This is a genomic window from Paludisphaera mucosa (assembly GCF_029589435.1).
In the GTDB taxonomy this organism is placed as follows: Bacteria; Planctomycetota; Planctomycetia; order Isosphaerales; family Isosphaeraceae; genus Paludisphaera; species Paludisphaera mucosa.
Genome location: NZ_JARRAG010000002.1, coordinates 872,490 through 887,495 on the forward strand (window position 1 = coordinate 872,490; position 15,006 = coordinate 887,495).

Sequence of the window (15,006 nt, forward strand, 5' to 3'; positions counted from 1 at the left end):
AACTTATGAGAACCATCCTGATCGCCCTGACGCTCGCGGCGATCGCGGCGGCGGGCCTCACGTTCGGATATCGCCTCCAGCAGAGCCGCCGCGCGATCCTCGACCAGGTGCGGCGGGCGGAGGCGGCGGCCCGCGACGCCTCGGCCTCGGTCACGGCCCAGGCGAAGCTCGACGCCCCGGCCGCCCCCGGCGGCGACGAGGACGACGAGGAGGCCGCCTATCGCGACGTCATGGCGAAGCGAGCCCTAACCGACAACTGCCTGATCTGCCACGAGGAAGGCATGTTCTCCAGCCAGCGCCTGACCGCCGCGCAATGGAAGGCGGAGGTCGACAAGATGCTGACCTGGGGCGCCATGCTCCCCGAGTCCGACCGCGCGCCGGTCGAGGAGTATCTGACTCGCCACTTCGGCGACAAGTCGCCCGTCCCGCCCCCCGGCCGGGTCGCGCTCGCCGACCTGCCGACGCGCGAGATCCCCGGCGACCCTTCCGAGGGCGCGAGCGGGGCCGACGCCGCGCGGGGAGGCCAGCTCTACCTGATCGTCTGCGCGAGCTGCCACGGGCCCGCGGCGCTCGGGACCGAACTCGGCCCGGCGCTCGCCGACCGGGCCGTGCTGACCCACGCGGGCTTCTATAACGAGGTGGTCCAGAAGGGCCTGCGCAAGATGCCGGCGATGAACGCGATGCTCGCCGCCGACCAGCAGCGCGACATCCTCGGCTGGCTCCGCGGCCTCGACCGCGACGCGGCGTCGAAGGCCGCCCCCGCCGCGCCGAAGCCGTGAGGTCGGCCGTCAGCCCTGGGCCATCATCTCGCGGGCGAAGAGCGACGCGCCGAGGACGCCGGCGTCGTCGCCGAGGGTGGCCTGGACGAACTTGATCGTCTTGTCCGGGTCGGTGATGATCTGCTGGCGGGCGGAATCGGCGACCATGTCGAGGTACGGCTGGCCCAGGGCCTGGGTCACGCCGCCGCCGATCACCACGACCTGGGGCCCGAAGACGTTGACCAGCCCGCCCAGGCCCACTCCGAGGTAGAACGCCGCGCGCTCGACTTCGCGGACGGCGACCTCGTCCTTGTCGCGGACGGCCTGCGCCAGGTCGCCGCTCTTGAGGCGTCCCTTGCGGAGGATCTTCTCGCCCAGCGGGCAGTCGCGCTTCTTGGCGGCCTTGACGAGCCGGTTGGCCATGGCCGTCTTGCTTGCGAAGGCCTCCATGCAGCCCTTCGAGCCGCAGCCGCAGCGGGGGCCGCCGGCCTTGACGACGACGTGGCCGATCTCGCCGGCGTTGTTGGTCGAGCCGGCGACGATCCGGCCGTTGAGGATCAGGCAGCCGCCGATGCCGGTGCCGACGAACGCGGTGATCAGGTCGGTGTAGCCCCGGCCGGCGCCCAGCATGAACTCGCCGTAGCCGCCGACCCGGACGTCGTTCTGGAGCCGCACCGGCACGCCCAGGGCGGCCGACAGCTCGGGGCCGATCGGGTAGTTCTTGACGCTCAGGTTGGCGCTGAAGAGGATCACGCCGGCGTCGACGTCGAGCGGGCCGGGCGAGCCGATCCCCGCCGCGACGACGTCGCCCCGCGCCACGCCGGCCTCGGCGAGGGCCTCGTCGATGCACTCCAGCATGGTCTTCAGGATGGCCGGGCCCCCTTCCTTGGCCGGCGTGTTGCGCTTGCCCCGCCCGAGGATCCGGTTGTCGGGGGCGACCACGCCCGCCATGATTTTCGTCCCGCCCAGATCGACGCCGATCACGGGAGGCCCGTCGCCCTGCCCTGCCATAGGATGCGCTCCCAGCCCAGATTGCCGCGGCGACGCACGCCGCCGTCGACGGGTCGATTCTACAGGACGGCCCGGTTTCGCGTAAGCGGTCAGGCGGCCAGCAGTTCGTCCAGCTCGACGGCGTTGATGGACTCGCGCTCGATGAGGCGGGCGGCCACGCGGTCGAGGGCCTCGCGACGCTCCTCCAGGATGCGCCGGGCCTTGGCCAGGGCCTCGTCGACGATCCGGCGGACCTCCAGGTCGATCTCGCGGGCGGTCTGCTCGCTGTAGGCGCGGTCGGGGGCCGGGCCGCCGGGGCGGGGCGCGTCGCGCTCGGCCGTGTAGCGGAGGCGGCCCAGGACGGGGCTCATGCCGAAGTCCAGCACCATCCGCGAGGCGATCTCGGTCGCCCGGCTCAGGTCGCTGGTGCAGCCGTCGGACGTCTCCCCGAGCGCGATCTCCTCGGCGAGGGTGCCCCCCAGCAGGCAGCAGATCGCGTTCTGCAGGGCCGTGCGGGTGTGCAGGAAGCGGTCGTCCTCGGGGCGGTAGAGCGTGTAGCCCAGGGCCGCGGCCCCCCGGCCCACGATCGAGACCTTGTGGACCGGGTCGGTCTGGGGGAGGCTGCGCGCGACCAAGGCGTGGCCCGCCTCGTGGTAGGCGATCCGCCGCTTCTCGTCGGGGAGGAGCAGCCGCTGGCGCTTCTCGGGGCCGGCGATCAGGCGCTCGATGCCGTCCTCGAACTCGGGCTGGCCGACCTGCTCCTTGCCCCGCCTCGCCGCCAGCAGCGCGGCCTCGTTGACGAGGTTCGCCAGGTCGGCGCCCACGAATCCGGGGGTCATCGCGGCGATCTGGCGGAGGTTCAGGCCGTCGGCCAGGGGGACGACGCGCGAGTGGACCGCGAGGATCTGCTCGCGGCCGACGAGGTCGGGCCGGTCGACGACCACCTGGCGGTCGAAGCGGCCGGGGCGCACCAGCGCGGGGTCGAGGGTCTCGGGGCGGTTCGTGGCGGCCAGCAGGATCACGCCCCGGTCGGCGTCGAAGCCGTCCATCTCGACGAGGAGCTGGTTCAGGGTCTGGTCGCGCTCGTCGTGGCCCCCCGAGCCCCCCGCGCCTCGGGCCTTGCCGATGGCGTCGAGCTCGTCGATGAAGATCAGGGACGGGGCCTCGGCCTGGGCCCTGGCGAAGAGGCTGCGGACCCTGGCGGCGCCCACGCCGACGAACAGCTCGACGAAGTCCGAGCCCGAGAGCGAGAAGTACGGGACGCCGGCCTCGCCCGCCACGGCGCGGGCCAGCAGGGTCTTGCCCGTGCCGGGCGCGCCGACGAGCAGGACGCCCTTGGGGATCCGCCCGCCCAGCGAGTGGAACCTGCCGGGCGTGCGGAGGAAGTCGACGACCTCGCGCAGCTCGGCGACGACCTCGTCGTGGCCGGCGACGTTCTCGAAGGTGATCCGGCGCTCGTCGGCGCCGTAGACCCGCGGCCGGCTCTTGCTGAACGCCAGCGCCGAGCCCATCCCCCCCGATCGCGCGACGACCAGCGAGAGGACGGCGATCATCATCAGGAACATGGCCGTCGGCAGGGCCGTCGACCACGCGGCCGAGGGGGCCGACTCGGCGTCGTAGTCGCCGCCGGGGACGTGCGCCTCCAGCAGGCGGATCAGGTCCTCGTCGTGCTCCATGCCCAGCCGGGAGACCCGGTAGCGGGGCCCCGGGGCGCCGGCCGCGGGCGCGGCCAGGCGGCCTTCGATCGCGGTCGGGCCGACCCGGGCCGAGGCCACGCCGCCGTCGACCAGCGTCTTGCGGAAGCGGCCGTAGGAGAGGTCCCGGACCGGGGGTTGGAGGAGGGCCGCGAGCCCGAAGGCCGCCGCCAGGCCGAGCGCGACGGCCGTCGCGAGCAGCCCCAGGTTCCGGCGGCCTCGCCGGTTGCGGTGCGAGAGCAGGTGCGGGAGGCGATTCATGGTGCTCACATCGTGGTGTCGACGGGGCGGAATCACAACGGGATCGGGGCGGTCAGACGACCGGGGCGTTCTTGCCGAGGCCCCGGAGCGGGTCGGGGCCGAGGCCCCCGCCCGCCTGGGGACGCGACAGGGGGAGGTGGGGGAACGAAGGCTGGGGCTCGATCCGGCGGGCCTTGGAGAGGTCGACCCGCTCGTCGGTGAGGTTGACGTCGAAGCGGTGGTTGCCGGCGAGCTGGAGCGGGATCCGGACCGTGAACGTGCTCCCCCGCCCGAGCTGGCTGCGCAGGTGGACCTCGCCGCCCAGGAGCCGGGCCAGCTCGCGGACGATCGACAGGCCCAGGCCGGTCCCCTGGTGCTCGCGGGTCAGCACGTCGTCGGCCTGGCCGGGCGCCTTCGCCTGGCGGAACTTCTCGAAGACCACCTCGCGCTCCTCCTCGGCGATGCCGATGCCGGTGTCCTCGACCTCCAGCACCACGAACCGGCCGTCGGTCCGCGCCCGCAGCGTCACGCGGCCCCCCTCGGGCGTGAACTTGATCGCGTTCGAGAGCAGGTTGTAGAGGATCTGGCGGATCTTGCCGGGGTCCTGCCGCAGCAGCGGGATGGCCTCGTCGAGCCGGCATTCCAGCGCCACGTCCTTGCGGTCGGCCATCGGCCGGGTCAGGTTCGTCAGGGCCTCGCAGACGTCGCGGATCGAGAAGTCCTCGCTGCGGACCTCCATCTTGCCGCTCTCGATCTTCGCCAGGTCGAGGATGTCGTTGATCATCCCCAGGAGCATCTTGCCCGACGTCTGGATGTTCCCCACGTACCGCCGCTGGCGATCGTTGAGGTTCTCGTTGCCCCCCAGGACCTCCGAGAAGCCGATGATCGAGTTCAGGGGCGTGCGCAGCTCGTGGCTCATCGTGGCCAGGAAGTCGCTCTTGATGCGGTTCATCTCGTAGAGCGCCATGTTGGCCTGGGCCAGCTCGTCGACCTTGTGGTCGAGGTCGCCGTTGACGTCGCGCAGCTCCTGCTGCATGGCCACGAGGTTGTGGAGCATGCGGTTGAAGGCGTGGGAGAGGTCCTCGAACTCGTCGCCGGTCTGGATCTGGCTGCGGATGTTGAGCCGGCCGGCGGCGATGGCGTCGGAGACGTCGCGCAGGTGCTTGACCGGCTTGACGATCACGTAGCGGACGATCATGTACGACGAGACCATCGCCAGCACGGCCGTCACCAGCGCCGCGGCGATCAGCACGGCGCGGTTGTTGTTGATCGCCAGCCGGGTCTGCTTCATCGGCACCCGGACGACGACGGCCCCGGCGAGGTCGCCGGCCTTGACGCGGACGTTGTGCCTGCCGTCGGCCGCGAGCTTCCAGAGGTGGTGGTTGTCGATGTGGACCGTCCCCCCCCCCTCGAAGCCCTCGCCGCCCGCATCCTCGCTGCTGTGGCAGTCCATCAGGCAGCTGGGCTTGAAGGTCACGGCCTGGATGTACTGGTACTGCTGCTGGTCGGGCGTGATCCGCTCGTCCCACATCCTGGTGCCGTCGGCGAAGGTGTAGAAGTTGGGCCGGGGCTTGCCCGTCTTGACGAACGCCTCCTCGTCGACCGACGCCTTCAGGAACCGCGCCATCGCGGCGCGTTCGAAGTCGTCCTGGGGCTGCTTGGCCGGGTCCTTGTCGGCGTAGGGCCGGATGACCGTCGCCTTGACGTCGGGCATGTCGTCGAGCGGCTTCAGGTCGCCCCAGAGGACGTCGATGATCCGCTCGAAGAAGTAGTTGCCCAGCTTCTTGTAGTGGATGTCCTTGAGCGTCGGGTTGACGAGCATCCGCGCCTGCTGGGTCGTCTGGCTCTTGACCAGGCTCTCGGTCTTCAGGCCGTAGAGCAGGAAGCTGACCACGACGAGCAGGAAGATGCCCAGCCCGAAGATGAAGCGGCATTTGCGCTCCAGGCTGGTCTCGCCGAGCAGGTGCTTGAAGCTGCGATAGGACACCGGTCAAATCCCTCAACCAGGCTCCGGGGGCCGACCGCGGCGCGGCGGCGGGGCCGATGCCGAGCGGGTCCATACGACGCGACCGAGCTGCGGTCCTCCTGGGGTCGTCGCGAGAGGAACCTTCACCCTAATCGAAACCGCCCGCCCTGGCCAGTGCGAGATCCGCTGGGCCCCGGCCCGCGGACTTGCCGTTGACCGATCCCGGCGTTGGGCCTAAGATCCCGCCGATTTCCGGGGGCGTCCGAGACCGCCCGCACGACCCCCTCGGTCCGCCGACCACCTGGCTCATGGAGGAGCAACGACGATGCGAGACCACAACAAGGCGTTCTGCCGCCTTGTGGCCGAGACCTTCGACTGCCCGGCGCCGATCGTGGAGTTCGGCTCGTACCAGGTCGAGGGTCAGGAAGGCTACGCCAATCTTCGGGGCATGTTCGCGGGCAAGCCCTTCATCGGCTGCGACATGCGGCCCGGGCCGGGGGTCGACCGGATCGAGGACGTCTCGGCCGTGGCCATGCCCGACGCCTCCGCCGGCGCGGTGCTCTGCCTGGAGACCTTCGAACACGTCTTCGAGGTCCGCCGCGCCTTCGACGAGGTCTTCCGGATCCTCAAGCCGGGGGGCGTCTTCGTCATCACCTCGCCCCTGAACTTCCGGATCCACGCCTACCCCGACGACTACTGGCGGATGACCCCGAGCTGCCTGAAGCGGATGATGCGGCCCTACGACGCCCGGATCGTCGGCTCGCAGGGCTTCCGGTCGTTCCCGCACTCGGTCATGGCCATGGGGATCAAGGCCCCCGCCCCGGCCGACTTCCAGGACCGCGCCCGCGACCTGATCGCCGGCTACCGCCGCTTCCTCGCCGAGGCCGAGGCCGCGACGCCGTTCGGCCTGAAGATCCGCCGGCGGCTGGGCCGGCTCTACCGCTCCAAGGGCGAGCGCCAGCAGGCGGCGGGCTACTACCACTCCGAATTCGGCGTGGAGACCGGGGCCGAGTCGGTGGCCGCGACGGCCCCGGCCCAGCGCGAGCTGCGCGTCGACCAGGCCGTCAACGGTTCCCCCATCCCCATGATCCATGACACCAAGGGCCAAGGCGCATGGCGGCATCCCTCGATCGTGTTCTGATCCTCGGCCTCGACGGCGCCACCTGGAACGTCCTCGACCCGATGCGGGCCCGGGGCGTCGCGCCCAACCTCGACGCCCTCCTGAAGGGCGCGGCGCACGGCGTCCTGACGTCGGTCGAGCCGCCGGTGACGACGGCCGCGTGGACCTCGATGGCCACCGGCTGCACCCCGGCCCGGCACGGCGTCTTCGACCACCGCTACTACGACGCCGCCTCCGACCGCATGAAGGTCAACCACTCCGGCCGCGTCCGCGTCCCCAACCTCTGGCGGATCCTGAGCGACGCCGGCCGGCAGGCCGCCTGCCTCAACGTCCCCGGCCTCTTCCCGCCGCCCGCGATCGATGGCGTCGTCGTCTCGGGCATGGACGCGCCCCACCTCGACGCCGCGCTGCAGGGCTCGCCCGGGTTCGCCGCCCGGCTCAAGGCCGAGGTCCCCGACTATACGCTCCGCTACTTCTGGAAGCGCGCGCCCCAGTCGCTGGAGGAGCTGCAGGCCAACGCCCGGCTCACCGTCGAGAGCTTCCAGGGCCGCGCCCGGGGGGGCCTGCTCGCCGACCGGATGTTCCCGAGCTGGTCGGCGCTCATGGTCCAGTTCCAGAACCTGGACCCGTTCCAGCACCGCGCCTGGCGGTACCTGAACGTGGACGCGACCGGGATCGACTCGCCCGAATGGAACGCCGCCGCCGCGGAGGTGATCCGCGGCCTCGACCGCGCCATCGGCACGCTCTGCGAGCTGGCCGCGGCGCGGGGGGCGGCCGTGATGGTCGTCAGCGACCACGGCTTCGGCCCGTGCGAGGGCCGGGTGGACGTCAACCGGATCCTGCTCGACGCCGGGGTCGCCCAGGGGGCGGGGATCGCCCGCAAGCTGGTCCGCCGCGGCCGGCAGGCCGTCGACCACCTCCGCGTCTGGAAGGCCAAGCGCGGCGACCCGACGGCGCGGTCGGCCTCGTTCGACCAGTCGGTCGCCGCGTCGTTCCCGTTCGACTGGTCGCGGACGCTGGCCTTCGCCCCGCACCAGGACACGGCGGCGATGATCTACGTGAACTCCCCCGCGCGGCGCGGGACCACCCGCCACGCCGCCCCGCTGTTCACCCCCCGCGAGGTCGACGAGGCCCGCGACGCCGCCGCCGGGGCCCTCGCCGAGGCCCTGCACCCGGAGACGGGCCGTCGCCTCTTCCCGCGCATCATCGCCACGGCCGACGCCTACGGGATCGACCCGGCCCGGGAAGGCTACCCCGACCTCATCGCCCTGCCCGACGCCCCCTTCTGGGTCCGCACCAAGCTGGCCGGGACCGGGCCCGGCGACTGGGTCCACGCCGACCCGAACCTCACCGGCACCCACCGCCCCGAAGGGGTCGTGGCCATCGCCGGCGCGGGGCTCGCGCCCGGCCGAAACCTGAACGCCCAGCTGATCGACGCGGCTCCGACGGTCCTGAACCTGCTCGGCCTGCCGGTCCCGCCCCACATGGAAGGCTCGCCCATCGGCGTCGGTCGCCCCAGGCCCACCGAACGCCTCGACGAGCCGACGAAGCAGCCGATCGGCGGCCCCCACCAGCCCGCCTTCGAATACACCGACGAGGAGCAGGCGATCCTCGAACGGCGGCTCGCGGACCTCGGCTACCTGGAGTGAGTCGGCCCTCGAAGAGGGCGAGACGATTGGGTCCGATCTGGGTTCGTCCGCCCCACCGACGAACGGACCCATCGGACCTAAATCGTTTTACGGAATAGCTTTGATGTCGGTTTTTCGACTTCCGACGGCCGATTCCGACTCACCGTTTTCTTGCCGTCGGATCAACTTGCGTACTCCGCGATGGCCTGTTCTGCGCGTAGCAATACCTTAATAGAACATGGGCCGACATCAGCGATTGCGTGCGCCGATCTCAATGAATGGACGTCGGACTTCGGGGCCAGAGCCGCGAAGGGCCGAAGTCGGACGACAGGCCCTTCATGACGATGCGCGCCGGCTGTTCCGCTCCCGCTCAGATCAGGTCGAGGCGGCGGCGGGGGCTGTGGGAGCGGTCGCACTTCGAGCAGACGCCGGTGATGAGGAAGCGGTGGCCGGTGGCGCGGAAGCCGTGGGCGCGGCTGACCTCGTCGCGGAGCTTGAGGATCTCCTCGTTGCGGAACTCGACCACGCGGTTGCACACGGTGCAGTGCAGGTGGTCGTGCGCGGGGTAGCCGTAGTCGTGCTCGTAGGCCGAGCGGTTGGTCAGCCGCAGCTCGCGCAGGAGCCCGGCCTCGACCAGCAGGCGGAGGGTCCGGTAGACGGTCGACCGGCTGATGGCGTGGCCGGCGTCGTGGAGGTCGCGTACCAGCTCGTCGGCGTCGAAGTGCTTGTGGCTGCTGTAGATGTGCCGAACGAGCGTGCGCCGGGGGTCGGTCAGCTTCTCGCCCCGGATCTCCAGGAATTCGCGGAACTTGTCTTCGGGGGATTCCGGGACGTCGAGCGGGGTCAAGTCGTCGGTCTGGGTCTTCGACACGGCCGCGTCCTTCCGTCCAAGCTGCGAGCCTTCCGGGGGTCTTCGCGCCCTTCGCCCATCAAGAATCGTTCTCCATTGTAGGCGACGGGCGGGCCGAACGCCAGTCCGACGCGGTCGCGCCGCGACGGTCCCGGGGGCGGATCCGGCCCGGGGGCGGGACGCCTCGCGACGCGGCGCCCCGGGGCCGGGATGGGGGGCGGCGGCGTCAGGGCGACCCGGCCGGGGTCAGGGGGATGACCACGCCGGTCGGGGCGTTCGCCGACGCCGGGGAGGTCGCGGGGGAGAGCGGCGGCAGGACGCGGCCGGTCCCGACGGCCGACGGCGGGATCGCCCCACGGCCGGGAACTGCGGCCGGACGCGCCGCGGCCGACGACGGGCTGAAGGCCGACGCGGCCGACGGCGGCGCGATCGCGGGCCCGGCGGCGTGGTCGCCCTCGGCGGCCGGCGGGGTCACGGCGGCGGCGGCGGGCTGGCCGCTGAGCCGGGCCTGCAGGCCCTCGACCAGGGTGTGGAGCTGCCGCACCGAGGGGTCGCAGCCCTGGGGGTTGCCGGAGTAGGAGAACGGCTGGGCGGTGAGCCGGCCGAGCCGACGTTCGAAGACGACGACGTGCACTTCCTCGATGTAATCGCTCGACGGGCTGCCGCAGTGGCCCCGGTTCCGTCCCAGCTCGCCCGAGGCCACCAGGTCGGCGATCGGCTTGAGGTCGGCCGGGGCGAGCCGGTGGACGCCCTCGGAATCGATCACGGTCCCGTCGGCGTAGACCTGCAGGAACATGCCGAACTGGCTGCCGTCGTTCGACCGCCCCAGGGCCATGCGGGTCAGGAGCGGGTCGGCGTCGGTCGCGGCGTTGCTCACCCGCGACCGGGGGGTGATGGGGGGCGCGGCCGGGCCGTGCTCGGAGACGGCGGGGGTCGACGGCCCCTCGCCGATCGGGCCGGCCGTCGGCGTCGGCGCGGGGCCCCGGGCGGCGGCGGGGGGGATGAAGGCGTCGCCCGGCTCGCGGGCGTGGTCGTGCTCGTGGTTGCGGCCGACGCCGGCCTTCTCGCCGCCCGAGCCGTACGGCAGGGGGGCCGGGGTCGGCTTGGACTTCGCCGCGTTCGAGGTCCCGCCCAGGCGGAAGAGCCGGCCCAGGAGGCCCGTGTCGTCGGCCGTCGCGGCCCGAGGCGCGGCCAGCGCCGAGGCCGCGATCAAGCTTGCGGTGGTGATCTGCCTGCGGAGACTTTGCGCGTGCATTGCCGACCTCCTGTCGGTTCGCCCGGACCTCGTCGTCGATCCGTCGGATCGATTCAGAAGGACACCACGCGGTAGACCTCCTCCACCGTGGTGACCCCTTCCAGAATCTTATCGACCGCGGACTGCTTCAAAGTTCGCATTCCCAGATCGACCGCTACACGCCGCAGGACGTCCCGGGGGATCTGCTGGAAGATCAGGTCGCGCAACTCCTCGCCGATCATCATGATCTCGAAGACCCCGGTGCGGCCGATGTACCCGGTCTGGAAGCAGGCGGGGCAGCCGGTGCCGCGGTAGAGCTGGGCCCCGGCGTGCTCGTCGGGGTCGAGTTCCAGGGAGAGCAGGAGCTTCTCGTCGGGGGTGTAGCAGACCCGGCAGTTGGGGCAGATCTTGCGGACCAGGCGCTGCGAGACGATGGCCAAAAGGCTGCTGGAAAGCTGATAGCCGGGGATGCCGAAATTGTAAAGATTGCTGATCGTGCTGGGGGCGTCCGAGCCGTGGAGGGTGCTGAAGACCAAGACGCCGGTGAGCGCCGCGCGGATGCCGATGCGGGCGGTCTCCTCATCGCGGATCTCGCCGATCATGACGATGTCGGGGTCCTGCCGCAGGAGGGCGCGGAGGCCCTCGCTGAAGGTCATCTCGCCGGGGTTGGAGCCGACCTGGGTCTGGTTGACGCCGGGCATCCGGTGCTCGATCGGGTCCTCGATCGTCATGACGTTGCGGAGCGGCGAGTTGATCCGCTCGAGGCAGTTGTAGAGCGTCGAGGTCTTGCCGGCGCCGACCGGGCCGGCGACCAGCACCGCGCCGTAGGGCTGGACGATGAGGCGGTCCATGACCTCGGCCTGGGACTTGTTCATGCCCAAGTGGTGGAAGCCGACGACGTCGGTGAGCACCTCGTGGATGCGGATGACGATCTTCTCGCCGTAGATCGTCGGGAAGGTGGCCACGCGGAGGTCGCGGGGCTTGCTGTTGTACATGATCGTGATGCGGCCGTCCTGCGAGTGCCGGCGCTCCACGATGTTGAGGTTGGACATGACCTTGACGCGGCTGAGCGCCGCGGCGGCGACGGCCGACTCGATGAAGAGGATGTCCTGGAGCTGGCCGTCGATGCGGTAGCGGACGCGCAGGCCGTTGTCGAGCGAGTCGAAGTGGATGTCGGTGGCGCGGCAGTCGATGGCGCGCTCGAGGATCTGGCCGACCAGCGCCGGGACGGGGACCGTCTGGGTCAGGTCCTGAAGCTCCTTGCGGACGTCGCGCTGGACCTGGTTGCGGTCGGGGAGGATGAGGATGGCCGTCGTGCCGGGCCCTTCCGGGGCCGCCGGGGCGGGGGCCTCGGGCTCGTCGGTCTGGGCCAGGGCCCGCAGCCGCTCGAAGGCGAGCTGGTTGAGCCGCTCGGGGGAGATGAGGTTCATCTCCAGGATGGCCTGCTTGAGGTCGCGGCGGTGCTCCTCCCCGAAGCGGCGGGCCTCCTGGATCTGGTCGTCGGTCAGGACGCCGTTCTTGACCAGGACGGCGGCCAGCACCGCGTCCTCGGACGAGAGCGCGGCGGGTTCGGGGGCGGCGCCCGCCGTCGGGGCCGCATGGGACGACGGAGCGTTGGTGGGATGCATGACTCGGGGGCCTCTCGGTACGCCGACCTCTCGCCGGGCGGTGCCACGTCATTCCGCGCCCGGGCGTGACGTCGATCCGGGGGGAGGGAGGGTCGCGATCGTCGCCGTAACGCCTTGAACCGCATTGTTTCCCATATCGCGGGGCGACACAAGACGGAGGTCGCGGGGATTCCCGCCGCGACGGCCCGCCTTGCCGCAAAAGGTGTTTTCCGGTATCTCGACGCCACGCGCGGCCTCGCGGCCATCCGCGTCACGTCCCCGGCCCCGGCGACCCCGCCGCGCCGACCTCGCGGGCCCCCGGGCCCCGACGGGCGGCCCGGCTTCGCCGATCAGGATGCCCCGTCATGAACACGCGCGCCCACGGCCAGACGCCCTCGAAGCCCGCGACCCGGGGCGGGGCCCTCTCGTTCCTGTCTTGCCTGGCCGTGCTGGCGGCCTCGGCGTTCGGGCCCGAGAACGACTGGCTCCGCGTGGCCCGGGGGAAGACCCGGATCGGCCGCGAACTCCGCGGCGTGGAGACGCGGGGCTACTACGAGGCGCTCATCGACGCCAACCGCGGGCCGGCCGCCGAGGCCGTCGCGGAGCCCCCCCCGGGCTGGATCCCCTTCGGCGCCGCCGGGATCGTCGAGCCGATCCCGACCTACCTCCGCTGGCGGATGCGGCCGAACCTCGACCTCGTCTGGAACGGCGTCCCCTTCCGGACCAACTCCCGGGGCTACCGGACGCCCGAGGTCGCCTCGCCCAAGCCCGAGGGGGTCTTCCGCGTCGTGGTCTTCGGGTCCTCGAACACGATGGGCCACGGCGTCGGCGACGACGACGCCTATCCCCGCCTGCTCGAACGCTGGCTGAACGAATCCTTCGCCACGGGCCGCCGGATCGAGGTCGTGAACCTCGCCGTCTCGGGCGACTCCCCCTCGCGGCGGCTGGCGCGGATGATCGAGGAGGGCGAGGGATCCGAGCCCGACTGGATCCTCTGCGACGCCACCGTCCTCGACCCGGCCCTGGAGGCCGCGCACCTGGAGACCGTGGTGCGGGCCGACCCGCCGACGCCCATCCCCCCCGCCCTGCACTTCGTGACCGAGGCGCTCGCGCGGGCGGGCGCGTCCCCCTCCGACACGGTCGACGCCTTCCGCCTCAAGATCCGCCACGAGGCCGAGCCCCTGCTCGAAGAGGCGTACAAGGGCTGGGCCGAGTACGCGCGGCGGACCGGCGTCCCGCTGACGGTGGTCGTCATCCCCCGGGCCGACGAGAAGCTGGACAACGCCGTCCTGGACAGGATCATGCACGCGGCGATCCGCCACCACCGGCTGGACGTCCTGGACCTCGGCGACGCGTTCCGCGACCTGGCCGCCGAGGAGTTCCGCGTCTCCCCCTGGGACAAGCACCCCAGCGTCCGCGGCCACCGCGCGATCTTCGAAGCCTTCCGCTCCGCCCTGCTGGCGCGGGGGACGCTCCCGGGCCTGGACCTGGACGATTGAGCGGCCGGGCGCGGGGGCCGATTGGGATTGCCGCCCCCCCGGACTTCGACTAAAGTCCGCCACGATCCGGGACGATCGCGACGCGCGACCGCGTCGAGGCGACGGCCCCCGGGACCGCTGTTCACGGAAGAGCAGTGCCACAGGATGAGACGATCGCTCGGGGCGGCAACGCTGGTCCTGATCCTGGTCGCGGCGCAGGGATGCGGCATGACGACCCCGCGGAACTTCCGCAAGATCCAGCATCCCGCGCCCATGGTCCGCGCCCGGGCGCTCAGCCTGGGCGACCGGCGGCCCGGCGCGCAGGTCGTCCCCGCCCTGGTCGGCCGCCTCGACGACCCCGACCCGGTGGTCCGCCTGGCGGCGCACGAGGAGTTGAAGCAGCGGACCGGCCAGGACTTCGGCTATCTCCCCTGGGAGGAGGAGCCCGAGCGCCGCGCGGCCGTCGAGCGCTGGCGGGAATGGCTGGGCGGCAAGCCGCCGGCGGCCGTCCCGGCGCCGACGCCCCAGCACCAGCCGACGACGCAGATCCGCCGGACCATCCGGAAGTGAGGGCCTCATGGCGATGAGCGCGGGCGGGCACGTCTCGGAGTCGCCGGGCTGGCTGGCCCCGATCGGGTGGGTCGGCCGGACGGCCACCGGGACCCTGAGCTACCTGGGCGCGACGGCCCTGCTGACGCTGTCGGCGGGGGCCGCGATCGTGCGGGGACGCGACGACGACGAGACGACGCTCCGCGCGGCCACGACGCACGAGCTGTCGTGGATGCTCTGGGCGGGCTTCCCGCTGGTGGCCCTGGTCCACGTGGCGATGGGCTCGTTCCTGTCGATGCAGGCGTACTTCGGCAGCACGTTCGTCGACGGCACCGGGGCCGTGGTGGGCGTCGGCCTGCTGCGCAACCTGGCCTCGATGATGACCGGCCTGACCCTCGCCGGCCTGCTCCCCGGCCGGATCGTCCCCGAGCTGCGGCGGCTGCGCCGGGGCCCGGCGGACCTCCCCTTCGGGCGGACGGCCGCGGCGCGGATGCTGGCGGCGGTCGCGGCGACCCCCCTGCTCTCGCTCTGGGGCTGCGTGGTCGGCACGGTCGTGGGCTGGAAGTCGTCGGAGGCCCTGATGGGCCTCTCGACGGACATGTACTTCCTGATGCTCGTCCGGATGCTCTGGTATCGCGACGTCGTCGGCGTGCTGGTCAAGGGCGTCCTGTTCGGGCTGGTCACCTCCGCCTTCGCCTGCGCCGAGGGCCTTCGGGACCTGGAGCCCGAGGCCGACGCCGGCGACGAGGCCGTCGCGACCATGAGCTCGGTCGTGCGGGCGTCGTGCCTGGCGATGGCGGCGATCCTGCTGCTGAACATGACCTGGTTCCTCTTCGTGTACCACGCGGTCCCGGTCTACGGGCCCTCGCTTCTGCAACCGCCGACCCCGTGA

The 15,006-nt window shown here is 71.9% G+C and carries 12 protein-coding genes; 6 read left to right on the forward strand and 6 right to left on the reverse strand.

From position 1 onward, the window contains the following. The first annotated feature begins 5 nt into the window (after positions 1–5). The gene (locus tag PZE19_RS13115; RefSeq protein ID WP_277861076.1) at positions 6–779 is read left to right on the forward strand and encodes a c-type cytochrome; all 774 of its coding nucleotides are present in this window, start codon (positions 6–8) and stop codon (positions 777–779) included. A 9-nt stretch (positions 780–788) separates the two neighbouring features. On the opposite strand, the gene PZE19_RS13120 is transcribed toward PZE19_RS13115, so the two are convergent. The 3 genes from PZE19_RS13120 to PZE19_RS13130 form a co-directional block, all read right to left on the reverse strand. Beyond that, on the reverse strand, positions 789–1,742 hold the full coding sequence (locus PZE19_RS13120; RefSeq protein WP_277861077.1) for an ROK family protein: 954 nt from the start codon (positions 1,740–1,742) through the stop codon (positions 789–791). A 116-nt stretch (positions 1,743–1,858) separates the two neighbouring features. Next, entirely contained in the window at positions 1,859–3,703 is a 1,845-nt protein-coding gene (gene ftsH / locus PZE19_RS13125; protein WP_277861078.1) for an ATP-dependent zinc metalloprotease FtsH, read from the reverse strand. A 52-nt stretch (positions 3,704–3,755) separates the two neighbouring features. Next, positions 3,756–5,669, reverse strand: coding sequence for an ATP-binding protein (locus PZE19_RS13130; protein ID WP_277861079.1), 1,914 nt, complete (start codon positions 5,667–5,669; stop codon positions 3,756–3,758). A gap of 304 nt (positions 5,670–5,973) precedes the next feature. On the opposite strand from PZE19_RS13130, the gene PZE19_RS13135 reads away from it, so the two are divergent. Further along, positions 5,974–6,789, forward strand: coding sequence for a class I SAM-dependent methyltransferase (locus PZE19_RS13135; protein WP_277861080.1), 816 nt, complete (start codon positions 5,974–5,976; stop codon positions 6,787–6,789). Further along, complete coding sequence (locus PZE19_RS13140; RefSeq protein ID WP_277861081.1) at positions 6,762–8,417, forward strand: alkaline phosphatase family protein; 1,656 nt, start codon at positions 6,762–6,764, stop codon at positions 8,415–8,417. The genes PZE19_RS13135 and PZE19_RS13140 overlap by 28 nt, the downstream gene beginning before the upstream one ends. A 349-nt stretch (positions 8,418–8,766) precedes the next feature. Here PZE19_RS13140 and PZE19_RS13145 read toward each other — a convergent pair whose 3' ends face one another. From PZE19_RS13145 to PZE19_RS13155, 3 genes are all read right to left on the reverse strand, one after another. Continuing rightward, positions 8,767–9,267, reverse strand: a complete 501-nt coding sequence (locus PZE19_RS13145; RefSeq protein WP_277861082.1) for a Fur family transcriptional regulator — start codon at positions 9,265–9,267, stop codon at positions 8,767–8,769. A 205-nt stretch (positions 9,268–9,472) separates the two neighbouring features. Continuing rightward, complete coding sequence (locus PZE19_RS13150) at positions 9,473–10,501, reverse strand: hypothetical protein (protein WP_277861083.1); 1,029 nt, start codon at positions 10,499–10,501, stop codon at positions 9,473–9,475. A gap of 53 nt (positions 10,502–10,554) precedes the next feature. Next, positions 10,555–12,108 carry a GspE/PulE family protein gene (locus tag PZE19_RS13155; RefSeq protein ID WP_277861084.1) on the reverse strand — a complete coding sequence of 518 codons (1,554 nt, stop codon included), beginning with the start codon at positions 12,106–12,108 and terminating at the stop codon, positions 10,555–10,557. 344 nt (positions 12,109–12,452) lie between these two features. Between PZE19_RS13155 and PZE19_RS13160 the strand changes: the two genes are divergently transcribed. From PZE19_RS13160 to PZE19_RS13170, 3 genes are all read left to right on the forward strand, one after another. Next, complete coding sequence (locus PZE19_RS13160; protein WP_277861085.1) at positions 12,453–13,586, forward strand: SGNH/GDSL hydrolase family protein; 1,134 nt, start codon at positions 12,453–12,455, stop codon at positions 13,584–13,586. A gap of 144 nt (positions 13,587–13,730) precedes the next feature. Continuing rightward, on the forward strand, positions 13,731–14,135 hold the full coding sequence (locus PZE19_RS13165; protein ID WP_277861086.1) for a HEAT repeat domain-containing protein: 405 nt from the start codon (positions 13,731–13,733) through the stop codon (positions 14,133–14,135). 7 nt (positions 14,136–14,142) lie between these two features. Beyond that, the gene (locus PZE19_RS13170; protein WP_277861087.1) at positions 14,143–15,006 is read left to right on the forward strand and encodes an ABC transporter permease; all 864 of its coding nucleotides are present in this window, start codon (positions 14,143–14,145) and stop codon (positions 15,004–15,006) included.